Origin of the sequence: Streptomyces sp. NBC_00390, assembly GCF_036057275.1 — a bacterium.
Taxonomy (GTDB): domain Bacteria; phylum Actinomycetota; class Actinomycetes; order Streptomycetales; family Streptomycetaceae; genus Streptomyces.
The window spans coordinates 4,707,960-4,730,265 of the sequence record NZ_CP107945.1; the positions used below are offsets into that span (position 1 = coordinate 4,707,960).

Consider the following 22,306-nt stretch of genomic DNA (forward strand, 5'->3'; position numbering starts at 1 on the left):
GGACGGCCGTGCCCGGTGCCGGGCGGACACGGTCTCGGGCAGCCGTCGATACGACATCAGATACGACGTCAGATACGGCTCAGCGAGGCCGCCGCGAACAGCACGTCCCGGATCGCCTCCCGGTCCCCGTCCTGTCCCGCTGCGGCCTCCTCCGGCGATACATGGCCGGCGACGAGCCGGCAGAACTCCACGCCGTCCAGCGCCACTTGCGCGACCGACCGGTCCGGCGACCCGACGGCGGCCGGGGAGTCCAGTGCGATGTACCAGTTGCCGCCGCCCGAACCCTCCACCTCCAGGTGCAGCGAGCGCCCCGGCGAACCGGCCGTGACCAGCTGCTTGGGAGGTGCGGCGAGCCCGGCGCGTCTGCGTTCGGCGAGTGCCGCGGGCAGCAGCCGCGCCGCCAGATCGATCATCCGGTTCAGGTGCTTTCCGCTCGGCGGCTCGTACGGATAGTCCACCGCGTCCGCGATGTCCTCCGCATGGATCCAGCACTCGAAGGCGCGGTCGAGCAGCGAGTCCTGCAGCGGCAGCGCGAACCCTCCGTAGGAGACGGACAGTTCGGCCACGCCGCGGTCCGCGAAGGAGGCGGTGCGGACGAGGGCATGGCTCTGCTCGCGCCATGGCTTGCGGACGGTACGCGTGGGCGGCCGGTCCGCAGTGCTCCAGTACGCCTCGGTGCGCTCGGCCGGCAGGCGCGGTGCGCCGCTCCCCAGCGGGTCGGCGAGCCCGAGTGCGCTCGCGACGAGTCCGTCGACGCTCATCAGATGCCCGATGACCCCGGCGACGGTGGTCCGGCGGTTCACCTGGCGGTTGCCCTCGAACCACTTGAGCCGTACCGGCGCGTGCCAGTCGGAGTCGCCGATGTCCCGCAGCAGTGCATCGAGCCGGGCGGTCTCCGCGTCGTACGGATCGGCCCAGGCCGGCACCGGGATACGGGCGGGCCGGCGGCCCAGGCAGTTCTCCAGGACCCGGAAGCGCAGCAGCGGGTCGAGATCGAGGTCGCGGTCGGTGTGCAGCAGCGCGACCGCGTCACGCAGCCGCAGTGCCTCGTCAGCGCAGGGCGCGCAGTCACCGAGGTGCTCCTCGACGGCGGCGGTCTCCTCGGCGGAACAGGCGGACAGGGCCCAGGCACCCAGCAGCGACTTCAGCACGGTGTGTGACGGGGCGGCCTTCGGCGGCGTCCCGTCGCCGGAGCTCGTGGACCCGGACCCGGCCCCGGACGAGGGTTCGCCCCCGGCGGCGCCGCTGCCGGCACCCGCGGCGCTCCCTGCGCCGGTCTCCGTGGCGGCGGGGTCGTTCCCGGCGCGCGGCCCGGGCCCGGGATCGGGTGGCGGCGCAGGACGGTACGCGCCCGGCCCCAGGTCGTCCGCGGCAGTCCGCGGTCCCGGTATGCGCGGAACACCCCGTACCTCGTCGTGCCCGTTCCCGCGCCCGCCGTCGCCGCGGCCGTCCCCCGGACCGCCGTCCAGCGGCCCGTTCACAGCGACCGTCCGTAGCCGGGTGGTGACGAGCCTTCCAGCGACCGGGTCTGCGCGGTGGACAGCAGTTGCAGGCCCAGGCGCAGCCGGCGTCTGGCCTCGTCCTCGGTGACCCCGAGATCCGCCGCGGTCTGGCGGTAGTCCCTGCGCTCGAAGTACGCCAGCTCCAGCGCGGCCCGCAGCGGTGCCGGCATGGAGGTGCGGATGTAGTCGGCGCGGGCCGCCACGGCTGCCCTGCGCACCTTCTGCTCCAGCTCCTCCGATGTGCCCCCGCCGCCCTGTGCGAGCGCGGCGGCCTCGGTCTCGCGCAGCCGGTGCACGGCCTGGCTGTTGGTGAGTTTGGCCACCCAGGAGCGCATCGAGCCCAGCTTGGGGTCGTAGGCGTCCGGGTTCTCCCAGATGTAGCCGAAGACCTCGCGGGTGACCTGGTCGGCGGCGTCCTCGTCGTCGAGCACCCGGTGGGCCTGGCTGTGCACGAGCGCCGCGAACCTGTCGTACAGCTCTCCGAGCGCGGCGGCCTCGCCCCGCGCGAGCCGCTGCTGCATCCTGCGGTCCCAGCGCGGTGGTGTGTCCTTTGCCATGCGGCCCCCAAGCCCGACGCCCGTGCCTGCCCTGCTCCGGTCCTGCCTTCCATCGAATGTAGTGCGCCTAACGACGTAGGCACTCCCCTTTGCGGCAAGTACATCCCCCGGAGCCGCCGCAGGTGGTAGAGCCCCGCGGCCTGGGTGACGGGTATGGCGTTTCAGTGGACAGCGGTGGGGCAGGCGGCGGTGGAAGTACGGCTTCCGGTCGCGCGCGGCCGGCCCAAGGAGAGGTCCGGACGTGGTGATGCTCAATGTGGCAGAGACCCGGCAGGACGGGTGGACCGTGCTCCACGTGTGCGGCGAGCTCGATCTCGTCTCGTCCCCCATGGTCCGCCAGCATGTCCATGATGTGGTCGCCGCCGGGCGGCACGATCTGGTGCTCGATCTGTCCGGGGTGTTCTTCTGCGACTCCAGCGGTGTCGGCGTACTGATCGCCACCCGCCGGCTGCTGCGCTCCTGCCGCGGCCGGCTGCGCCTGATACTGCCCGCACAGGGCGCGGAGGACGGCTCGCACGTCAACCGGGTGCTGGGCGCGCTGGGCGTACGCCGCCTCTTCGAGGTGTACGCGGACGCCGGTTCGGCCACCGACGAGGGGGCCCGGCCGCTGTCCGCCTGACGTTCGGCGGAGGTCCCGCACGCCCGTCACCTGCCCTTCGCCGGGATGTCGTCACCATGCAATTGGCCGGGTACGTACACGCGTCAGCTCGCGGGGCCGTACTCTCCCCGCATGGACAGCGCAGAGTATGAGCGGAAGATCGCTTCCCGCTTCGCCGCTTTCGATCAGGACGGCAACGGCTACATCGACCGTGAGGATTTCAGCGGGGCCGCGGCAGCCCTGCTGGCGGAGTTCTCCGTCACCGCACGGTCCGACAAGGGCCAGGCTCTCTACAGCGGCGCCGAGGCGTTCTGGCAGGGCATGGCGGGAATCGCCGACGTGGACGGTGACCAGCGGGTCACCCGTCAGGAGTTCATCACGGGCGCGGTGAAGCGGCTGCGCGACAATCCGCACCGGTTCGGCGAGATCGCCCGCCCGTTCCTGCACGCGGTGATCGCCATCGCCGACGAGGACGGCAACGGCGTGACACCACAGGCGGCGGCGCGGGTGATGCGTGCCCTGGGCGTGGAGGCGCCGTCCGCGGACCAGGCCGCCGCGGCCCTGGACGCGGACGGTGACGGCCGGATCTCCGAGGAAGAGGTCCTGAGCGGCTTCGCCTCGTACTACGTCACTCCCGAGCAGCCGAAGTAGCCCCACGCGCACCGCCGGCACGCGGCCTCACGCGTACCGCTCCCTGAGCTTGTACTTCAGCACCTTGCGCAGGGTGTCGTTCCGGGGGAGGGCATCCATCACCTCGAGCTGCTCCGGCAGTTTGTGGACGGACAGGCCCTCCCCCCGCAGATACGCGGTCACCGCGTCGAGCGTGAGGTCTTCGGCTCCCGCCGCCCGTTCGACGACCGCGCAGACCCGTTCGCCTCGTTCGGGATCGGGCAGCCCGATCACCACGGCGTCGCCCACCGCCGGGTGCCGGTGCAGCAGTTCCTCGATCTCCTGCGCGGAGATGTTCTCGCCCTTGCGGATGATGACGTCCTTGAGGCGCCCGGTCAGGACCAGATGACCGCTCTCGGTGATCCGGCCGAGGTCGCCGGTGCGCAGAAAACCGTCGGCGTCGAAGGCGTCGGCCGACCGGCCGCCGTCGAGATAGCCCTGGCAGACGGCTTCGCCGCGCAGCCGCACCTCGCCGTCGACGATACGTATCTCCATCCCGGCGGGCGGCCTGCCCTCGGTGGTGGCGAGGTTCTCGGGGGTGTCGTCGGGCGAGCCCATCGTGATCATCGGGACCTCGGTCATGCCGTAGCCGTGGGTGAGCAGACAGCCCATCTCCCGGACGACGGCGTGATAGAGCTCCGGGGGCTTGGGCGCGCCGCCGCCGGCCAGCAGCCGTAGCGTGGGGATCAGCTTCTCGCCGGGCTGTTTGCGCTGCTCGGCGAGGAACATGGAGTAGAAGGCGGTGGAGCCGCCGGCGGTCGTCACCCCGTGTCTGCGGTACTCCGCCAGTGCGCCGGGCAGCGCGAACTGCTCGAACAGGACCGCCGGGAACCCGTACAGCAGCAGCATCACCAGATAGTCCGGACCGCCGATGTGGGCGAAGGGGAACGCGATCGAGCCGACGTCGTCCGGCGACAGGCGCAGCGCGTGCGCGAGGCACGATCCGCCCGCGATCAGTGAACGGTCGGTGTGCAGCACGCCCTTGGGGTCGGACGTGGTGCCCGAGGTCCAGTAGATCCAGCGTACGTCCGTGCCCCGGACCGGGGGCGCAGGGAGCGTCGAGGGGTCGCCGTCGGGGAGCGAGGCGTACGCCTCGAAGACACCGCGCGCCCCGATCCGGTCCGCCATCGCGGTGTGGTCGAAGCCCCGCCATTCGCCGGGCACGGCGAAGAACTCGGCCTTCGACTCGCGCAGCGCGAAGCCGGCCTCGCGGTCCCGGTAGAACGGGATGACCGGCGACTGCACGGCGCCGAGCCGGGCGAGGGCCACGGAGAGCAGGACCGTCTCGATCCGGGTGGGCAGTTGCCAGGCGACGACCGTGCCGGGCCGTACCCCCATGGCGTACAGGCCGGCGGCGGCCCGTTCGGCGCCGTCCCGCAGGCCGCCGAAGGTGAGGGTGCGGTCGCCTTGGAGGAGGACGGGGCGGCCGGGGCTGAGGGCGGCGCGGCGGTCGACGAGCTCCCAGAGTGTGCGGGCTTCACCCAGTGCGTGTGCGGTCTCGTGCATGCCGGACCCCCTTGGCGACCGATGGCCATAACTGACGGACAGTCAGGTCGTGCGGGGAGAGCGTAGGGCCCGCCGCCTTGTCGGTCCAGGGGTGCGGGGCTAGCCTGGTTTCTGACGACCCGTCAGAAGTGAGTCGGCAGCGGAGGCCTCGATGGAACAGGAACTGCCCCGGATCGTGAGCGTCGACGACCATGTGATCGAGCCGGCGCATCTCTTCGAGACCTGGCTTCCGGCGAAGTACCGCGACCGCGGGCCGAGGCCCCTCACCGCCGGGATCGGCGAGCTCGCGTACATCGGCGGGAAGTACCGGATCACGATGGACCCGGACGGGCCGCCGGCGGACTGGTGGATCTACGAGGACCTGAAGTTCCCGTACAAGCGCAACATCGCCGCCGTCGGCTTCGACCGCGACGACATGACGCTCGAGGGCATCACCCGCGAGGAGATGCGGCGCGGCTGCTGGGACCCGGTGGAACGGCTCAGGGACATGGACCTCAACCATGTCGAGGCGTCCCTGTGCTTCCCCACCTTCCCGCGCTTCTGCGGCCAGACCTTCGCCGAGGCGAAGGACAAGGAGGTCGCGCTCGCCTGCGTGCGCGCCTACAACGACTGGATGGTCGAGGAGTGGTGCGGCGACAGCGGCGGACGGCTGATCCCGCTGTGCATCATCCCGCTGTGGGACATCGGCCTGGCGGTCGCCGAGATCCACCGCAACGCCGCGCGCGGCGTGCGCGCCGTGACGTTCTCCGAGATCCCCACCCATCTCGGACTGCCGTCCATCCACTGCGGCTACTGGGACCCGTTCTTCGCGGCCTGCCAGGAGACCGGCACGGTCGTCAACATGCACATCGGTTCGTCCTCCCAGATGCCGGCGGCGTCCCCGGACGCGCCCCCCGCCGTGCAGGCGTCGCTGTCCTTCAACAACGCGATGGCCTCGATGATGGACTTCCTCTTCAGCGGGGTGCTGGTCAGGTTCCCCCGGCTCAAGCTCGCCTACAGCGAGGGCCAGATGGGCTGGATCCCGTACGCCCTGGAGCGCGCCGACGACGTGTGGGAGGAGCACCGGGCCTGGGGCGGCGTACGCGACCTGATCCCCGAGCCCCCGTCCACGTACTACTACCGGCAGATCTTCTGCTGCTTCTTCCGCGACAAGCACGGAGTCGCGTCGCTGGACGTGGTCGGCCGGGACAACGCCACCTTCGAGACCGACTACCCGCATGTCGACTCGACCTTCCCGCACACCAAGGAGGTCGCGCTCGACCATGTGAAGGACCTCGACGACGAGACCGTCTACAAGCTGATGCGCGGCAACGCGATCCGGATGCTGGACCTGGATCTGGACCGCTAGTGGACCTCACGTACACGGCCGAGGAGGAGGACTTCCGGGCGCGGCTGCGCGCGTGGCTGGCGGTGGCGCTGCCCACCCTGCCGCCGAAGCCGTCGCCGGACGACTGGCCGGGACGCCGGAAGTACGACACCGCCTGGCAGCGGGCGCTGTACGACGCCGGGTACGCGGACGTCCACTGGGACGCCTCCCCGACCCTGCGGCTGATCTTCCTGGAGGAGACGGAGACGGCCGGAGCGCCGTATGTGGGCGCCAACTTCGTCGGGCTGCTGCACGCCGGGCCGACGATCGCCGCGGAGGGCACGGCGCAGCAGCGGGAGCGCTGGCTGCGGCCGATCCTCACGGGCGAGGCGGTCTGGTGCCAGGGCTTCAGCGAACCGGACGCCGGCTCCGACCTCGCCGCACTGCGCACCCGCGCCGTGCGGGACGGCGACGCGTACGTGGTGACGGGGTCGAAGATCTGGACCTCGCACGCGGAGGTGGCCGACTGGTGCGAACTGCTGGTGCGCACGGACCCGGCCGCGCCCAAGCACCGCGGAATCACCTGGCTGGCCATGCCCATGGACGCGCCCGGCATCACCGTACGGCCGCTGCGCACGCTGGCCGGGTCCACGGAGTTCGCCGAGGTCTTCCTGGACGAGGTCCGCGTCCCGGTCGCGAACCGTGTCGGCGCGGAGAACGACGGCTGGCGCGTCACCATGGTCACCCTCTCCTTCGAGCGCGGCACGGCCTTCGTCGGCGAGGTCGTCGCCTGCCGCCGCACACTGGGCGAACTGGCCCGCACGGCCCGAGCGAACGGCCGCTGGGACGATGCGGTGCTGCGCCGCAGGCTGGGCCGTCTGCATGCCGAGTTCGCGGCGCTGTGGCGGCTCACCCAGTGGAACGTCAGCGAGGCCCAGGCGACGGGCGGCGTCCCCGGGACGGGCGGCTCGGTGTTCAAGCTCCACTACTCGCACGCCCGCCAGGAGCTGTACGACACGGCCGCCGAGGTCCTCGGCCCCGACGCGCTGGACCTGTCGCGGGACTGGACGCTGGACCGGCTGTCCTCGCTGTCGTACACGATCGCGGCCGGCACGTCCCAGATCCAGCGGAACATCGTCGCCGAGCGGATCCTCGGCCTTCCGAAGGACCGGTGAGCGCGCGCCATGCACTTCCAACCGACCGAGGACCAGCGGGCATTGCGGCGTGCCGTGCGCGAACTGCTCGCGGCCCGCTGGGACCGCACCGCGCTCCGGGCGGCGCTGGACTCCCCGGCCTCCCGCCGTTCCGGGGAGGAAGACCCCGCCCGCCGGGCCGCGCCCGCATCCCGCGGCGGGGACCGGGGGAGGGGGGCCGGCCGGGAGCAGGGCGGGTCGACGTCGTCACCCCCGCTCGACCGGGAGCTGTGGCGCGTGCTCGGGGAGGCCGGCGTGTTCTCGCTGCGGCTGCCGGAGGCCGACGGCGGGGTCGGGCTCGGGCTCGCCGACGCCGCCGTCGTCTTCGAGGAACTCGGGCGGGCGCTGGTGCCCGGCCCGGTCGTGGCCACCCATCTGGCCGCGGGACTCGTGCCCGGCGCCGCCACCGGGGAGACCGTGGTGACCGCGGCCGCGGGTGCGCTCGTGCCCTGGCTGGACGCCGCCGATGTCGTGCGCGGCGAGGTCGTGGACGCCGTGGCCGTACGGTCCGTGGACCCGCTCACCCCCCTGCACCGGGTGCGGCCCGCGCCCCCGGATCCGGTCGGGACGCTGCTGACCGCCGCGGAGCAGGTGGGCTCCGCCGCGCGGACCACCGAGATGGCCGTGCGGTACGCCGGGGAACGCACCCAGTTCGGCCGGCCCATCGGCGGCTTCCAGGCCGTCAAGCATCTGTGCGCGGGGATGCTGGTACGCGCCGAACTCGCCCGCACCGCCGTCTACGCCGCCGCCGTCACCGCCGACCCCGTCGAGACGGCCGGCGCCAAACTGCTCGCCGACGAGGCGGCGTCCGGCAATGCCCGCGACTGCCTCCAGATCTTCGGCGGCATGGGCTTCACCTGGGAGGCCGACGTCCATCTCCACCTCAAACGGGCGTGGCTGCGGGCCGAGATGTGGCTGACTGCGGACCGTGCGGAGGAGATCCAGGCCGAGGCGTTGGCCTTGGCACTCTGATCCGTCACCGTGCGTTGATATCGGGTTGTGTCCTTCGTCCGACTTGTCACGGCCCGGAGTTGCGACCCGCCTCGGGTACGCTCCGTGGGATGGGAGTCGCTGTGAGTACGGGATGCCCCGCGGGGCCTCACCGTGCTGCCGACGCGGTCGCTCCGGACCGGGGGACATATGCCTTCCGGCCTGTGCGGACCGGCTTTGCGTACCCGTTTGGCGTCTTTGTTCGACGCTCCGCGATGTGCGTCGCACAGTATGCACCATGGGTACTCCGTCCCGCTGGAATATGCCCGAAGCGCTTGTTGCGGTGACTGTACGTCAACCATGCTGTCTCGTAAGGGAATCACATTCCGTGATGGTGTTGAGGCGCGAGGCGATGTGTCCGCCGGTTCGGATGGTGTGAGCGGTGCAGGTGCTTCAGGTGCAATTGGAAGTCGGGCCTGATCCCGCGGAGGTGGGGCGCGCTCGCAGATGGGCACGTTCGCGGCTCGTCGGTTCCGGGGTCCCGGACGACGAGCCACTGACCGAGACGTTGATCCTGCTGATCTCGGAGCTGGTCACCAACGCCGTGGTGCACACCGGCTGTCCGGCCGTGCTGCGGATGCTCTTCGGGTCGGGGGCGTCGGAGGCCGGCACCGTGCGGGTGGAGGTCGTCGACATCAGTTCCAGCCCGCCGCGGCACCGCCGCGCGGACGGTGACGACACCAACGGGCGGGGCCTGGCTCTGGTCGACGGGCTCGCGGACCGCTGGGGCTGGCAGCGCGAGGGCGTCGGGAAGTCCATCTGGTGCGAGGTGGACAGGTGTGTCCCGACGGTCGTCTCGCCGGTGTACGAGCCGGGGGCGTACGCGATCACCCGCGGCGCCTGACGTATCCGGTCCAGGGCCGGCTCACAGGACCGCCACCGGGGCGACCGGCGTACCGGTGCCGCCGACGAACGGCTCGGGCATCGCCGACAGCAGGAACGCGTACCGCTGCTCTTGTGCACAGGCTGTGGACAGAGTTTCCAGATTCCAGTTCTGCCCCTGGAGCATGCCCATCTCGACGAGATCGAGCGCGTGCACGGGCAGCCACAGGTTCTCGATCTCCGGCGGGAAGATCTCGAAGGTGAGGGTGTCGTTCGCGACGGCGGCGACATCGCGGGCGTGGAACCACTCCGGGGTGCGGACGGACAGTCCGGGGGACGGGTAGCCGTAGCCGTGCTTGTCGCCGCCCAGGCAGAGCTGCATCTGCCCCGTCCGTACGAGCACGATGTCACCGGCGCGGACCGTCACGCCGCCGAACTCCGCGGCTTCGTCGAGGTCCTCGGGCGTGACGGCATGGTCTCCCGGCAGCCGCTCCACACCCTTCGCGCGGGCCACGTCGAGAAGCACCCCGCGTGAGATCACCGGTGTGGCCTTGTCGATGCCGCTGAAGCGGGCCCGGGTGTGCGCGGTGATCGTGCCGGCGGGGCGGCCGTTGTAGATACGCCCCGAGTGCGAGACATGGGTGAGAGCGTCCCAGTGGGTGGCGGCCTGCAGGCCCATGGTGACGGCGTCGTCGCTGGTGGCGACGGTGCCGGGGCCGAAGAGCTCCTGGTTGATCTGGACCATGGTGTGCAGGGGGTTCACCCGGCCCGGGATCATGCCGGTCTGGAGGCCGTCCTGGTGCAGGGGCAGTGCGAGGGGGATGCGCAGACCGCGGCGTACCTGGGCGGCGGCGTCCCTGACCACGGTGCCGGTGATCAGGTTGAGCGTGCCGATCTCGTCGGTCTCTCCCCAGCGCCCCCAGTTGTTCACGCGCTTGGCGATGTCGTGGAACTCGGCCGGCAGGGACATCGGGCCTCCTGGGGCTTGTGCACGAGTATCTGACTGACCGTAGAATCTAACGGTCCGTCAGAAACTGCGGGAAGGGGCCGGGCGTGGGGAACTTCTTGTCGGGCAAGGTCATCGCCGTGACGGGTGCCGGGCGCGGCATCGGCCGGGCGGTGGCGCTGGCCGCGGCTGCCGAAGGAGCGAAGGTCGTCGTCAACGACTACGGCGTCTCGATCGAGGGCGGCGAGCCGACGAGCGAGATCGCGGCGGCGGTCGTCAAGGAGATCGAGGCGACCGGAGGTTCGGCGGTCGCGGTCGCGGACGACATCGCCACGATGGCCGGCGGGCAGCGGGTGGTCGATGTCGCACTCGCGGAGTACGGGCGCATCGACGGTGTCGTGTGCGTGGCGGGCATTCTGCGCGAGCGGATGCTCTTCAACATGTCGGAGCAGGAGTGGGACCCGGTCGTCGCCACCCATCTGAAGGGCACGTTCACGGTGTTCCGGGCAGCGTCGGCGGTGATGCGCAAGCAGGGGTCCGGGACACTGATCGGCTTCACCAGCGGCAACCATCAGGGGTCGGTGGCCCAGGCCAACTATGCGGCGGCGAAGGGCGGAATCATTTCGCTCGTGCGGAGCGCGGCGCTGGGCCTGCACAAGTACGGCGTCACGGCGAACGCGGTCGCGCCGGTCGCGCGGACCCGGATGTCGGCGAACGTCCCCATGGAACTCAAGGAGATCGGCGAGCCGGAGGACGTGGCCGCACTGGTGGTCTACCTGCTTTCCGACCGGGCCCGCGAGGAGGGGATCACGGGCCAGGTCTACACGATCGCGGGCCCCAAGATCGCGGTCTGGGCGCAGCCGAGGGAACTGCGCGCCGGGTACGCGGAGGGCGGCACGTGGACGCCGGAGCGGATCGCGGACTTCCTGCCGGGGACGGTGGGGACGGACCCGATGCCGATGCTGGCGCGGCTGTCGGAGATGTCCGCGGCGGCGGCGCGCGGTGACCGGCCGAACGGGTGACGCGGGGCGCGGGCCGCGCCGAGGGCTGTTCTTCGGGTGCGGTTCGCTCCCGGGCCCGGCCCTGCCCGATGGGTGCCGCGCCCACTGCGCGCGGACCTGGCAGCACCGCCCACCCGCCCGATCGCTGCAGGTGACAGCCGCGGCGCCGGGCTGTGACCCGGCGCGGGTGCCACATCAGGGTGCCCGGGTGGGACGAACGAGCATCCCCGGACGGTGCGTTGCCCGAGTGGTGGCGCGCAGCGCCCGCCCCGGCGGACGTGCGGGCGAGCGTGAACGCGGGGGGCCCGGCACGCAGCGCCATGGCGCTGCGCGCCGGCCGGTCGTGCCTCCGGGGGCGCGGAGCGCCCGCTCGGCAGGGCGCGCACCTTGCGCAGGAGGCGTCGGGGGTACCCCGTGCCTCCGACATCAAGGGCGGTGGGTGGGAGAAGAAACCACCCCCGGACAGGAGGCGAAGGGTGGACTTCGGGCTCGAGGACGCCGACCTCGATTTTCGGCGGGATGCGCGCGCGTGGCTCGCGGCGCACCCGGTCGGCGGGCGTTCCGCCCGCGACTGGGAGCGTGAGCTCGGGCGCGGGGGATGGATCGGACTCGGGTGGGGCGACGGGACGTACGGGAACCGGACCGGCACGCTCACCCAGCAGGTCGTATGGGGCGAGGAGTACGCCCGCGCCGGCGGCCCCGCCCGGATCGGGCACATCGGCGAGAACCTACTCGCCCCCACCCTGATCGCCTACGGCAGCGCGGCACAGAAGGACCGGTATCTGCCAGCCGTCGCCCGCGGGGAGGAGATCTGGTGCCAGGGCTACAGCGAGCCAGGCGCCGGCTCCGACCTCGCCGGGGTCAGGACGGCCGCCGTCCGTGACGGGGACACCTACCGCGTCACCGGTCAGAAGATCTGGACCTCGCACGCCCGGGACGCCGACCACTGCTTCGTGCTGGTCCGCACCGACCCGGCCGCCAGGCGCCATCACGGGCTGTCGTTCCTGCTCGTGCCCATGCGCCAGCCCGGGCGGATCGAGGTCCGGCCGATCCGGCAGATGTCCGGGACCGCGGAGTTCAACGAGGTGTTCTTCGACGGCGCCGAGGCCACGGACGTCGTAGGCGGTGAGGGCAACGGGTGGCGCGTCGCGATGGGGCTGCTCGCCCTGGAGCGCGGCGTATCCACCCTGGTGCAGCAGATCGGGTTCGAGGAGGAGCTCGCACGGGTGGTGGAGCTGGCCGCCGGCAGCGGCGCGATCGCCGACCCCGTCATCAGGCAGCGTCTCGTCGACCTGTGGGCCGACCTGCGCACCATGCACTGGAACGCCCTGCGCACGCTCGGTGCCGGGGACGACCCGGGTGCCCCCAGCGTCGCCAAGCTGCTGTGGGGCCGCTGGCATCAGCGGCTCGGTGAGCTGGCGATGCAGGTGCGGGGCGCGGGGGCCACCGCCGGCCCGGGCGCCTGGGCGCCGGGGTCGTACGAACTCGACGATCTCCAGCGTCTGTTCCTCTTCTCCCGGGCCGACACCATCTACGGCGGCTCGGACGAGATCCAGCGCACGATCATCGCCGAGCGGGTGCTCGGCCTACCGAGGGAGCCCAGATGAAGGGCGTGGTGTTCGACGGGAAGCAGGCCCAGGTCGTCGGCGATCTGGAGATACGCGCCCCCGGTCCCGGCGAGGTCCTGGTCGCCGTGGCCGCCGCGGGTCTGTGTCACAGCGATCTGTCGGTGATCGATGGCACGATCCCGTTCCCCGTGCCGGTGGTCCTCGGTCACGAGGGCGCGGGTGTCGTCGAGGCGGTCGGCCCAGGAGTGGGTCATGTCGTGCCCGGCGACCATGTCGCCCTGTCCACGCTCGCCAACTGCGGCGTCTGCGCGGACTGCGACCGCGGCCGGCCCACGATGTGCCGCAAGGCGATCGGCCGGCCGGGCCGCCCGTTCTCCCGCGGCGGCCGGCCGCTGTTCCAGTTCGCCGCCAACTCCGCCTTCGCCGAGCTGACGATCGTCAAGGCGGTCCAGGCGGTGAGGATACCCGCGGACATCCCGCTCACCTCCGCCGCGCTGATCGGCTGCGGCGTGCTCACGGGAGTCGGAGCCGTACTGAACCGCGCCAGGGTCGACCGCGGGGAGAGCGTCGTCGTCATCGGGACCGGCGGCATCGGGCTCAACGTCCTGCAGGGCGCACGGATCGCCGGCGCGTCCGTGATCGTCGCCGTCGACGCGAATCCGGCGAAGGAGGCCGTGGCCCGTCAGTTCGGCGCCACCGCGTTCCTGACCTCCACGGAGGGCGTACGCGAGATTCTGCCGACCGGCGCCGACCATGTCTTCGAGTGTGTCGGCAACACCGCCCTCGTCCGGCAGGCGATCGAGCTCCTGGACCGCGGCGGCCAGGCGATCCTGCTCGGCATGCCCGCGCCGACGGCCGAGGCGACGTTCCTGCCCGCGGCGCTGTTCCTGGACAAGTCGGTCCTGGGCTGCCGCTACGGCTCCTCCCGCCCGCAGCGCGACATCGCGCTGTACGCCGAGCTGTACCGGCAGGGGCGGCTCCTGCTCGACGAACTGGTCACCGAGACCTATCCGATCGAGGACTTCGCGAAGGCTGCGGACGACGCGCACCACGGGCGGGTGGCCCGCGGCGTGCTGACGATGTGACGGTCAGGCGCCGCGCGCGGTGGTCCCGTTCCTGCCGCTGCTGTTCCTGCCGTTCCTGCCGTCCGCGGTGGCGCGGAAGGTGCGCCGGTAGACGGTGGGCGGGACGCCGAGCGCCGTCTGCAGATGCTGGCGCATCGACTGCGCGGTGCCGAACCCCGCGTCCCGTGCCACCTGGTCGACCGACAGGTCCGTCGACTCCAGCAGATGCCGCGCCCGTTCGACACGCTGCTGGGTGAGCCACTGCCCCGGGCTGATGCCGACCTCCTCGCGGAAGCGCCGGGTGAAGGTCCTCACGCTCATGGACTCCTGGTCGGCCATGTCCCGCAGCTGGATCGGGCCATGGAGGCGGCGCAGCGCCCAGGCCCGCGCGGTGGTGGTGGTCGCGACCTGCGGTTCGGGAAGGGGCCGGTGGATGTACTGGGCCTGTCCGCCGTCGCGGTGCGGTGGTACGACGGAGCGCCGGGCGACGTCGTTGGCGATCGCGGCGCCGTGATCGCGGCGCACCATGTGCACGCACAGGTCGATACCGGCCGCCACGCCTGCCGACGTCAGCACGTCGCCGTCGTCGATGTAGAGCACGTCGGGGTCGACCTTGACGGTGGGGAAGAGCCGCTGGAAGCGGTCCGCCCAGTGCCAGTGGGTGGTGGCGGGCCTGCCGTCCAGATAACCGGCCGCCGCCAGCATGAAGCTGCCGGTGCAGATGGAGGCCATGCGCGTGCCCGGGCGGACGTGGCGGAAGAGCTCGGCCAGATCGTCGGGCAGCCGGCCCTCGCGGTAGAGGACATCCGGTTCGTAGGCGGCCGGGACGATGACCGTGTCCGCGTCTTCGAGCGCCTCCGGGCCGTGTTCGACGTACAGCGAGAAGTCAGCCTCGGCGCGGACGAGACCGGGGGCGGTGGCGCAGGTGACGACCTCGTAGAGCGGCTCGCCGTCGGCGGAGAAGGCGCGGCCGAAGATGCGGTGCGGGATGCCGAGCTCGAACGGGATGACCTGCGGCATGGCGATGACGACGACGCGGTGGCGCTTCGGCGCGCCGCGCGGCTCGTCGTGCTTCGGGTTCTGCGGGACGGTCATGGCCCGATCCTATCGAATGCTGTCCCTCGGGCCACTCGTTGCGAAGCGAACAGCCTCGGATGCTGGGTGACGTGACCCAGACAACCGATCTCTCCGCCCGGTCCGGCAGTCCCGAGCCGCTGCGCCGCCCTCCCCGTGTCCACCGCGCATGGTTCGTCGCGGCCGTCACGTTTGTGACGATCACCGGCGCCGCCGCCTTCGCCTCCCTGCCGGGTCTGCTGATCGAGCCGCTTCACGAGCGGTTCGACTGGTCGCGGGGCACGATCGGCTTCGCCGTCTCGGTGAACCTCGCGCTGTACGGGCTGACCGCGCCGTTCGCCGCGGCGCTGATGGACCGGTTCGGCATCCGCCGGGTCGTCGCGGTCGCGCTGACCGTGATCGCCGTCGGCTCCGGGCTGACCGTCTTCATGACGGCCTCGTGGCAACTGATCCTGTACTGGGGCGTCCTCGTCGGCCTCGGCAGCGGGTCCATGGCGCTCGCGTTCGCCGCGACCGTCACCAACCGGTGGTTCGTCCGGCGCCGGGGCCTGGTCACCGGCATCCTCACAGCGGCCGGCGCCTCCGGTCAGCTGGTGTTCCTGCCACTGCTGTCCTGGCTGGTGGAGAACCACGGCTGGCGGCCCGCCGCGGTCACCGTGGCGCTCTCCGCGCTGGCCGTCGTCCCCTTCGTCTGGCTGCTGCTGCGCGACCACCCGGCGGACGTCGGCCTGGCCGCGTACGGCGCGGAGGGCTTCACGCCCAAGCCCGAGCCGGTGCCGGGCGCGGCCCGGCGCGCGGTCACGGTGCTCTTCCGGGCAGCCCGCACCGGCCCGTTCTGGTTGCTCGCCGGCACCTTCGCGATCTGCGGCGCATCGACGAACGGCCTGGTCAAGACATATTTCATCCCGGCGGCCCATGACCACCACATGCCGGTCACGGCGGCCGCATCGCTGCTCGCCGTCATCGGGGTCTTCGATGTCGTCGGCACGATCGCCTCGGGCTGGTTCACCGACCGCTTCGAGGCGCGGCGGCTGCTGGCCGTCTACTACGCCCTGCGCGGCATCTCACTCCTTTTCCTGCCCGTGCTGCTGGCTCCTTCCGTCCATCCGCCGATGCTCTTCTTCATCGTCTTCTACGGCCTGGACTGGGTGGCCACGGTCCCGCCGACGATCGCCCTGTGCCGCGAGCACTACGGCGACGACAGCGCGATCGTCTTCGGCTGGGTGCTCGCCTCCCACCAGGTGGGCGCGGCCGTCGTCGCCTTCGTGGGCGGCATGGCGCGCGATGTCTTCGGCTCGTACAACGTGGTCTGGTACGCCTCGGGGGCCCTGTGCGCGGTGGCGGCACTGATGGCCCTGGTGATCAGGCGGAAGCCGCTGCCCAGGCTGGAGGGCGCCGGAGTGTGAGTGCCCCTGGCTCAGGGCCGGCCGCTGTGGTCCGTCCTGGCGTGCCGCTTCCCGAAGCAGCCGATGACGCCGTAGGCGAGGAAGACAAGCAGCCGGTCTCCGGGCAGGGGCCTTGTCCTACGACGTGAACCGCCCGAACCGCCCCTGGTGGAACAGCAGGGGTGCGCCGTCCTGGTCCGCGTCCAGAGTCTCCACCCGGCCCACCACGATGAGGTGGTCGCCGCCGGTGTGGACGGTCTGGATCGTGCAGTCGATCCAGGCCGGTACGCCTGCCAGCAGGGGTGATCCGGTCGCGGCGGAGCGGGACCAGGTGACCCCGGCGAACTTGTCCGCGCCGCTGACCGCGAAGGCGCGGCACAGCTCGCCCTGGTGGTCGCCCAGCACGTTGACGCAGAACACCCCGGCGCGGGCGATGCGCGGCCAGGTGGCCGAGGTGCGGGCGACCATGAAGGCGACCAGGGGCGGGTCGAGGGACAGGGACGTGAAGGACTGGCATGCGAACCCGGCGGGCCCGTCCTCGTCGTACGCGGTGACCACCGTGACACCGGTCGCGAAGTGGCCGAGCACGCGACGGAACTCGCCGGCGTCGACCGGTGGCCGCTCGTCGTCGCCGACGGCCCGCAGTACGGGGCGCGGCATCGTTTCGTACGGCTCGGCGGCTGTGGGGGCCCCGGCCGACCGGAGGTAGCGGACGGCGGCGGCGGCCATCCCTGCGTGTCCCATCACACTCCCATTGAAGCTGACGGATCGTCAGATGGGAACCCTGGTGGGGTCACGGGAGTGGAGTGCTGTACGTTCTCCTCGGTTTGAACATGTTCAAACCAGGGTGGATCCCGGCGTGCGGCACAGGTCCGGCCGGGCCGTCAGGACGATGGGGGCGGAAAGAATGCAGGTACAGCGGCGGGGGCCCGGCCCGCAGGCCGATTCGCAGGACACGACCGTCCAGGCCGCAGCGGCCGCCTTCGCCTGGCAGGCGGCGGCCACGGGGCTCGCCATGATGATCCTCTCGGTCGGCGACGACAGCCATGGAGTGGGGTACGGGGGCGGCCTGGCCGCGTTCGGCCTGCTGTGCATGTGCGGGATCGGGCCGCTCGTCCTGGCCATGGCCGGGTGGGCCCACGCCGGGGCGTACACGCTGCCCGCGACCCTCGCCGCCCATGCGGCAGTACGGCGCTGGGCGGGCCCCGAGTGGGTCTGGACGGCCGGGAGCCTCGCGGCGCTCGCATCCGTGTACGCGGCCGGGGCCGCCCTCCTCTTCGACGTCTCCTACGCACCGGCCTGGCTGTGGATCGCGGCGAGCGGGGTGCTCCCGGCACTGAACGCCGCCTACTGGCGCCGTAGGAGCGCATCGTCGGCGAAACCGAAGATCTGGCGGCGCACCTCCGTCGCCGGCGCGGGTCTGGCCGGGGCCACACTCGTCCTGGGTGTCACCGCGCTGCTCACCGGCGTCATCACGGAGTACGAGCCGCCGAACCTGACGGAGCGGCAGCTCGCGGGCGTCTGGCAGGGCCGGGACGACGGCGCGGCCGTCCGCCTCCACCCGGACGGCCGGGCCGTGCTGGATTCGGTGCCGTACGAAGGCGAGAACTACCGCTTCACCGACGACGCGCTGTCGCGCTGCACAGGAACCGGCACATGGCATCGCGTGGACGCCCCGTCGGCCGGTGAGCGGGCGGTGGTCCGCATCGACGTCGGCAGCTGTGCGCTGCTGCCGGACTGGACCATCGGCGGCACGGAAGACGATCCCGAACTCTTCGCCCTGTTCGGCGACCCGGACTCAGGAGACCTGCACATCCTCGACAAGGAGCAGGCCGTCCGGCCGTCAGAAGCTCCGGCGTGAGGGACCGGGGCCGGTGGCCGGCGTCAGTTGCTCCCGGTGTGCGGTTCTACCGGCCCTCGAACTCCGGCGGTCGGCGCTGCACGAAGCTCGTCACCCCCTCGTTCGCGTCCCGCGTCGTCATGTTGAGTTCCTGGGCCGTCGCCTCCGCCGCGAAGGCCGTTGTACGGTCCACGTCCAGGGACGCGTTCACCAGCTGCTTCGTCAGCGCCAACGCCCTTGTGGGGCCGGTCGCCAGGCGCTCGGACCACTCGCGGGCCGTTTTCTCCAGGTCGGACGCGGCGACCACCCGGTTGACCAGGCCCAGGCGGGCCGCCTCGGCCGCCGGAAGGGCGTCGCCGAAGAACATCAGCTCCTTGGCCCGCTGCGGGCCCACCAGCCGGGACAGCAGATACGCTCCGCCGCCGTCCGGGACCAGACCGCGGCGGACGAACACCTCGATGAAACGGGCCCCTTCCGCCGCCAGCACCAGGTCGCAGGCGAACGCCAGATGCGCGCCGATGCCCGCCGCCGTGCCGTTGACCGCGGCGATCACCGGCTTCTCGCAGTCCAGGACGGCCGCGATCAGGCGCTGGGCACCCAGGCGGATCATCCGGGAGACGTCGCCGGCGATCCGGTCACGCGCCGATCCCGCCGATCCCGCCGAGCCTGCGGAAACCGCAGCGTCCGCCGAGCCTGCCGACGGGCCGCCGCGCAGGTCCGCTCCCGCGCAGAAGCCCTTGCCGGTCGCGGTGAGGACGACCGCCCGTACGGAGGGGTCCGAGGACGCCTCCGCCAGCAGCGCGATGATCCGCTCCCGCTGGTCCCAGGTCACCGCGTTCATGGCCTCGGGGCGGTTCAGCGTGATCCACGAGACCGCGCCCTCCATGCGGTGGAGGACCGCGGTGCTCATCGGCACACCGCCAGCGCGTCGAGCGCCACCGCGCCCTGTCCCCGCGGCAGCACCATCAGCGGGTTGATGTCCAGCTCGGAGAGCTGGTCGCCCAGCTCCAGCGCCATCCGCTGGACCCGCAGCACCACTTCCACCAGCGCGTCCACATCCACCGGCGGCCCGCCCCGCACCCCGTCCAGCAGGGCCCGGCCGCGCAGTTCCGTGAGCATCGCGCGGGCCTGGTCCTCCCCGAACGGCGGGACGCGTACAGCCGCATCCCGCAGGACCTCCACCAGCACCCCGCCGAGACCGACCGTCACCGTCGGGCCGAACAGCGCGTCCCGGGTGACCCCGACGACCATTTCCACGCCCCACTCCACCATCTGGCAGACCAGGATCCCGTCGAGCTCGACGCCCTCGTAACGGGCGATGTCGGTGAGTTCCCGGTATGCGTCGCGCACCTGGCTCGCCGAGGTCAGGCCCACCTTGACCAGGCCGAGTTCGGTCTTGTGGGCGAGCTGCGGCGCGGAGGCCTTCATGACGACGGGGTAGCCGATCAGCCCGGCCGCCCGGACCGCGGCCGCCGCGCTGGTGACCAGCTGCTCGCGCGGCACCCGGATCCCGTACGCGCGCAGCAGCTGCTTCGCCGCGTGCTCGCTCAGCTGTTTGCCCGGCCGCATCAAGGCCTGCGCCTTGCGGAAGGACGGGGAGGGGGTGCGCGGGGCCTCGTCGAAGGGCGAGCGGTAGTGCGCGGTGAAGCGATGGTGCTCCAGGTGGGCGCGTACCGCCGTGATGCAGTTGGCGAACGTACGGAACGTGGCGAGCCGGGACGAGCCGAGCAGTGTCTCGCGGTACGCGGCCTCGGTGCCCAGCGGCGAGCCCCACACCACGCACACGAGCTTGTCGGTGGTCTCCGCCGCGTCCACCAGGTCCTGCGCGAGCCGGTCGCTCATCGGCGGGAAGGGGCCGGTGATCGGGCAGATCAGTACGCCGACCGACGGGTCGGCCAGGATCGCGTCGATGATCTTCCGGCCGCGCCAGTCGCCCACGGGGTGGCCGCCGTTGTCCACCGGGTTCGCGACGTTCAGGTACGGCGGTATCCACTGGTGCAGTTCGGCCTGCTTGGCATCGGACAGCTGGGGGATCCGCAGCCCGGCCGCGGTCGCCAGGTCGGAGAAGTGCGCGCCGGTCCCGCCGGAGATCGAGTAGACGGCGACCCCGTCGGCGACCGGCGGACGTGCTCGCGCCAACAGGGCGGAGGTGTCCTGGAGTTCGTCGAGCCCGTCCACCCGGATCACACCGAACTGCCGCATCGCCGCGTCCACCACGTCGTCAGCTCCGGTCAGCTTGCCGGTGTGGGAGGCGGCGGTGCGCGCGCCGGTCTCGGTGCGGCCCACCTTCACGGCGACGACCGGCACCCCGCGCCGGGCGGCCCGGTCGGCGGCGAGGAGGAAGGAGCGGCCGTCCTTGAGCCCTTCGACATAACAGGCGATGGCGCCGACGCCGGGGTGCTCGGCGAAGTACGAGATGAAGTCGGCGCTCTCCAGGTCTGCCTCGTTGCCGGTGGGCGCCCAGTGGGACAGTCGTACGCCCAGCTCCTGCATGGTGAACACGGGCCGCCCCTGGTGGCCGGACTGGGTGATCAGGGCGACCGCGGGACCTTCGAGGTCGTCCCGGAAGCGTTCGAAGGCGTTGAGGTTGGTGTTGGGGCCGAGCAGCCTGAGGCCGGAGCGTTCCACGGCGGCGGCCAGCCGGGCCTGGGCGGCAGCACCCTGCGCGCCGGTCTCGGCGTACCCCGAGGCGAACGCCACGGCGAACTTCACCTTGGCCTCGCCGAGTTCCTCGATCACCGGGAGGGGGTCGGCGACCAGCAGCACCGCCAGGTCGACGGGTTCGGGCAGCTCACGGACGGAGGGGACGCAGTGCAGTCCGAATACGGAGGTCCGGTGGGGGTGCACGGGGTGCAGCCGGGCGCCGACACGCTCCGCCCAGGCGACGAGCTGCCGGGTGATTCCGGCGGTGGGCCGCCCTTCGGCGTCGGACGCGCCGACGACGGCCACCGATCCGGGCCTGAAGAACCGGTCGAGATCGGGGACGGGCGCGTACAGCGGGCGGCCGCTGACATCGAGATCGCCGGCGGACGCCGTGACGGCGGCCGTCTCGTGGACGGCGTCCCGGGGCGTCTCCCCGCAGGCGACCACGCGCGCGCGAAGGTCGGAGGTGAGGGTGCCGTGAGTAGATCCAAGCATCGCTGGTCCCCGCTCCTGCTCGTCGTGCCGAGCTCGCTCGCTAACTGACACGCTGTCAGATTACAGAACTGACGAGACGTCAGGAACACCGATGCGAGCAGAAACAGCGGGAGCCGGGAACAATCGCCTTCCCCGTCCGCGCGCTGGGTGCCGCCATGCGCCGTGCCGCCCGTGGGGCGACGCAACACCGCGGCGTGCGCCGCAGCCGTTCAGGCGTGGTCGTGCCGGGCCGGGGACCGCCTGGTGTGCCTGCGTTCGCACGGCGACAACTCGGGCGCCGTGGAGAGCTCCCAGAGCCGCTCCACCTTGGGGGCCATCCCGTACCCGCGAACCGCTCGGCCGCCGCCGGTCGGTCGGCCGCGTCGGCGGAAGGATCTGCCGCGATACGGGACAGCAGCTCTGTGCCTGCCTCCCGGGCCGGTTCGAGCAGCCACATGAGTGCTCTCTCGCGATCCTCCTGATCCGCGTCGGGGTCGATGGCGATTTCTGTCAGCAGTTCCACGCCCCGTCGGCCGGAGAACCGCGTGATCAGATGGCCGGTGGCATCGGCATGTTCGGTGTACGCCAGGGACCGGTCCGGAGCGCGGGTGGGCGCGAAAGCGCTGGCGCCCCGAGCGGGCGGACGCCTACCGTTCCCCCGTGCCCGCACTCCAACGTCTTCGCCCCGGCCATGCCCCGGCCCTGCTCGCGTTCGAGCAGCAGAACCGGGCCTATTTCGCGGCCTCCGTACCGGACCGCGGCGACGACTACTTCGCCCACTTCGACGCACGGCACAGCGGCCTGCTTGCCGAGCAGGCCGCCGGGCTGTGCCACTTCCATGTACTGGTGGGCGGCGGCGGCGAGGTGCTGGGGCGGGTCAACCTGGTCGACGTGGCCGACGGATCCGCCGAGCTCGGCTACCGGATCGCGGCGAAGGCCGCCGGCCAGGGGCTGGCCACCGCCTCCGTCCGGCAGGTGTGCGCCCTGGCCGTCACCGAGTACGGACTGACCTTGCTGCGGGCGGCGACCACGCTCGACAACGCCCGGTCGCAGGCCGTACTGGCCCGTACGGGATTCGTGCCCACCGGCGAGGTCCGGCTGGGCGGCCTCCCGGGGATGGGTTACGCGCGGGACCTGAGCAACGGCCTTGAGGATGCCGTCCGTTGAG

20 protein-coding genes are annotated in these 22,306 nt (G+C 72.0%); 12 read left to right on the forward strand and 8 right to left on the reverse strand.

Features of this window, described 5'->3' with window-relative positions:
* Positions 1-68: 68 nt before the first annotated feature.
* Both OHS70_RS20680 and OHS70_RS20685 read right to left on the reverse strand, forming a co-directional pair.
* Positions 69-1,481, reverse strand: coding sequence for a maleylpyruvate isomerase N-terminal domain-containing protein (locus tag OHS70_RS20680; protein ID WP_328399279.1), 1,413 nt, complete (start codon positions 1,479-1,481; stop codon positions 69-71).
* The gene (locus OHS70_RS20685; protein WP_328399280.1) at positions 1,478-2,059 is read right to left on the reverse strand and encodes a sigma-70 family RNA polymerase sigma factor; all 582 of its coding nucleotides are present in this window, start codon (positions 2,057-2,059) and stop codon (positions 1,478-1,480) included. Before OHS70_RS20685 ends, OHS70_RS20680 begins: the two co-directional genes overlap by 4 nt.
* Before the next feature lie 244 nt (positions 2,060-2,303).
* On the opposite strand from OHS70_RS20685, the gene OHS70_RS20690 reads away from it, so the two are divergent.
* Both OHS70_RS20690 and OHS70_RS20695 read left to right on the forward strand, forming a co-directional pair.
* Positions 2,304-2,678 carry an STAS domain-containing protein gene (locus OHS70_RS20690; protein WP_328405787.1) on the forward strand — a complete coding sequence of 125 codons (375 nt, stop codon included), beginning with the start codon at positions 2,304-2,306 and terminating at the stop codon, positions 2,676-2,678.
* 111 nt (positions 2,679-2,789) lie between these two features.
* Positions 2,790-3,308 carry an EF-hand domain-containing protein gene (locus OHS70_RS20695; protein ID WP_328399281.1) on the forward strand — a complete coding sequence of 173 codons (519 nt, stop codon included), beginning with the start codon at positions 2,790-2,792 and terminating at the stop codon, positions 3,306-3,308.
* Positions 3,309-3,335: 27 nt separating this feature from the next.
* Here OHS70_RS20695 and OHS70_RS20700 read toward each other — a convergent pair whose 3' ends face one another.
* On the reverse strand, positions 3,336-4,832 hold the full coding sequence (locus OHS70_RS20700) for a class I adenylate-forming enzyme family protein (RefSeq protein ID WP_328399282.1): 1,497 nt from the start codon (positions 4,830-4,832) through the stop codon (positions 3,336-3,338).
* A gap of 151 nt (positions 4,833-4,983) precedes the next feature.
* Here OHS70_RS20700 and OHS70_RS20705 point away from each other — a divergent pair, with 151 nt between their 5' ends.
* From OHS70_RS20705 to OHS70_RS20720, 4 genes are all read left to right on the forward strand, one after another.
* Positions 4,984-6,180: an amidohydrolase family protein gene (locus tag OHS70_RS20705; protein WP_328399283.1), complete on the forward strand. Its 1,197-nt coding sequence runs from the start codon at positions 4,984-4,986 to the stop codon at positions 6,178-6,180.
* On the forward strand, positions 6,180-7,313 hold the full coding sequence (locus OHS70_RS20710; protein WP_328399284.1) for an acyl-CoA dehydrogenase family protein: 1,134 nt from the start codon (positions 6,180-6,182) through the stop codon (positions 7,311-7,313). The genes OHS70_RS20705 and OHS70_RS20710 overlap by 1 nt, the downstream gene beginning before the upstream one ends.
* 9 nt (positions 7,314-7,322) lie before the next feature.
* A complete protein-coding gene (locus OHS70_RS20715; RefSeq protein ID WP_328399285.1) occupies positions 7,323-8,303 on the forward strand; it encodes an acyl-CoA dehydrogenase family protein in 981 nt (326 codons plus the stop codon).
* A gap of 400 nt (positions 8,304-8,703) precedes the next feature.
* Complete coding sequence (locus tag OHS70_RS20720) at positions 8,704-9,165, forward strand: ATP-binding protein (protein ID WP_328399286.1); 462 nt, start codon at positions 8,704-8,706, stop codon at positions 9,163-9,165.
* A 21-nt stretch (positions 9,166-9,186) separates the two neighbouring features.
* Here OHS70_RS20720 and OHS70_RS20725 read toward each other — a convergent pair whose 3' ends face one another.
* Positions 9,187-10,113, reverse strand: coding sequence for a cyclase family protein (locus tag OHS70_RS20725; RefSeq protein WP_328399287.1), 927 nt, complete (start codon positions 10,111-10,113; stop codon positions 9,187-9,189).
* Between the two features lie 83 nt (positions 10,114-10,196).
* Between OHS70_RS20725 and OHS70_RS20730 the strand changes: the two genes are divergently transcribed.
* From OHS70_RS20730 to OHS70_RS20740, 3 genes are all read left to right on the forward strand, one after another.
* Complete coding sequence (locus OHS70_RS20730; RefSeq protein ID WP_328399288.1) at positions 10,197-11,111, forward strand: SDR family oxidoreductase; 915 nt, start codon at positions 10,197-10,199, stop codon at positions 11,109-11,111.
* Positions 11,112-11,566: 455 nt separating this feature from the next.
* Positions 11,567-12,697, forward strand: coding sequence for an acyl-CoA dehydrogenase family protein (locus OHS70_RS20735; protein WP_328399289.1), 1,131 nt, complete (start codon positions 11,567-11,569; stop codon positions 12,695-12,697).
* On the forward strand, positions 12,694-13,743 hold the full coding sequence (locus OHS70_RS20740) for a Zn-dependent alcohol dehydrogenase (RefSeq protein ID WP_328399290.1): 1,050 nt from the start codon (positions 12,694-12,696) through the stop codon (positions 13,741-13,743). Before OHS70_RS20735 ends, OHS70_RS20740 begins: the two co-directional genes overlap by 4 nt.
* A 3-nt stretch (positions 13,744-13,746) precedes the next feature.
* Here the strand turns inward: OHS70_RS20740 and OHS70_RS20745 are convergent, their stop codons facing one another.
* Positions 13,747-14,817 (reverse strand): GlxA family transcriptional regulator, encoded by a 1,071-nt coding sequence (locus tag OHS70_RS20745; protein ID WP_328399291.1) that lies wholly within the window; start codon positions 14,815-14,817, stop codon positions 13,747-13,749.
* A gap of 71 nt (positions 14,818-14,888) precedes the next feature.
* Between OHS70_RS20745 and OHS70_RS20750 the strand changes: the two genes are divergently transcribed.
* Positions 14,889-16,202: an MFS transporter gene (locus tag OHS70_RS20750; protein ID WP_443062629.1), complete on the forward strand. Its 1,314-nt coding sequence runs from the start codon at positions 14,889-14,891 to the stop codon at positions 16,200-16,202.
* 117 nt (positions 16,203-16,319) lie between these two features.
* Here OHS70_RS20750 and OHS70_RS20755 read toward each other — a convergent pair whose 3' ends face one another.
* Positions 16,320-16,925, reverse strand: coding sequence for a flavin reductase family protein (locus tag OHS70_RS20755; RefSeq protein WP_328399293.1), 606 nt, complete (start codon positions 16,923-16,925; stop codon positions 16,320-16,322).
* Between the two features lie 163 nt (positions 16,926-17,088).
* Between OHS70_RS20755 and OHS70_RS20760 the strand changes: the two genes are divergently transcribed.
* Positions 17,089-18,042, forward strand: a complete 954-nt coding sequence (locus OHS70_RS20760; protein ID WP_328399294.1) for a hypothetical protein — start codon at positions 17,089-17,091, stop codon at positions 18,040-18,042.
* Positions 18,043-18,088: 46 nt separating this feature from the next.
* Here OHS70_RS20760 and OHS70_RS20765 read toward each other — a convergent pair whose 3' ends face one another.
* Entirely contained in the window at positions 18,089-18,931 is an 843-nt protein-coding gene (locus OHS70_RS20765) for an enoyl-CoA hydratase/isomerase family protein (RefSeq protein WP_328399295.1), read from the reverse strand.
* Positions 18,928-21,159, reverse strand: coding sequence for an acetate--CoA ligase family protein (locus OHS70_RS20770; protein WP_328399296.1), 2,232 nt, complete (start codon positions 21,157-21,159; stop codon positions 18,928-18,930). Before OHS70_RS20770 ends, OHS70_RS20765 begins: the two co-directional genes overlap by 4 nt.
* A 639-nt stretch (positions 21,160-21,798) precedes the next feature.
* On the opposite strand from OHS70_RS20770, the gene OHS70_RS20775 reads away from it, so the two are divergent.
* Complete coding sequence (locus OHS70_RS20775; RefSeq protein WP_328399297.1) at positions 21,799-22,305, forward strand: GNAT family N-acetyltransferase; 507 nt, start codon at positions 21,799-21,801, stop codon at positions 22,303-22,305.
* Position 22,306: the final 1 nt, after the last annotated feature.

Coding starts and splice junctions, on each gene's coding strand:
- OHS70_RS20725 (WP_328399287.1), bottom strand. CDS start 10,113: ATGTCCCTGCCGGCCGAGTTCCACGACATCGCCAAGCGCGTGAACAAC.
- OHS70_RS20760 (WP_328399294.1), top strand. CDS start 17,089: ATGCAGGTACAGCGGCGGGGGCCCGGCCCGCAGGCCGATTCGCAGGAC.
- OHS70_RS20755 (WP_328399293.1), bottom strand. CDS start 16,925: ATGGGACACGCAGGGATGGCCGCCGCCGCCGTCCGCTACCTCCGGTCG.
- OHS70_RS20715 (WP_328399285.1), top strand. CDS start 7,323: ATGCACTTCCAACCGACCGAGGACCAGCGGGCATTGCGGCGTGCCGTG.
- OHS70_RS20705 (WP_328399283.1), top strand. CDS start 4,984: ATGGAACAGGAACTGCCCCGGATCGTGAGCGTCGACGACCATGTGATC.
- OHS70_RS20770 (WP_328399296.1), bottom strand. CDS start 21,159: ATGCTTGGATCTACTCACGGCACCCTCACCTCCGACCTTCGCGCGCGC.
- OHS70_RS20745 (WP_328399291.1), bottom strand. CDS start 14,817: ATGACCGTCCCGCAGAACCCGAAGCACGACGAGCCGCGCGGCGCGCCG.
- OHS70_RS20695 (WP_328399281.1), top strand. CDS start 2,790: ATGGACAGCGCAGAGTATGAGCGGAAGATCGCTTCCCGCTTCGCCGCT.
- OHS70_RS20685 (WP_328399280.1), bottom strand. CDS start 2,059: ATGGCAAAGGACACACCACCGCGCTGGGACCGCAGGATGCAGCAGCGG.
- OHS70_RS20700 (WP_328399282.1), bottom strand. CDS start 4,832: ATGCACGAGACCGCACACGCACTGGGTGAAGCCCGCACACTCTGGGAG.
- OHS70_RS20765 (WP_328399295.1), bottom strand. CDS start 18,931: ATGAGCACCGCGGTCCTCCACCGCATGGAGGGCGCGGTCTCGTGGATC.
- OHS70_RS20740 (WP_328399290.1), top strand. CDS start 12,694: ATGAAGGGCGTGGTGTTCGACGGGAAGCAGGCCCAGGTCGTCGGCGAT.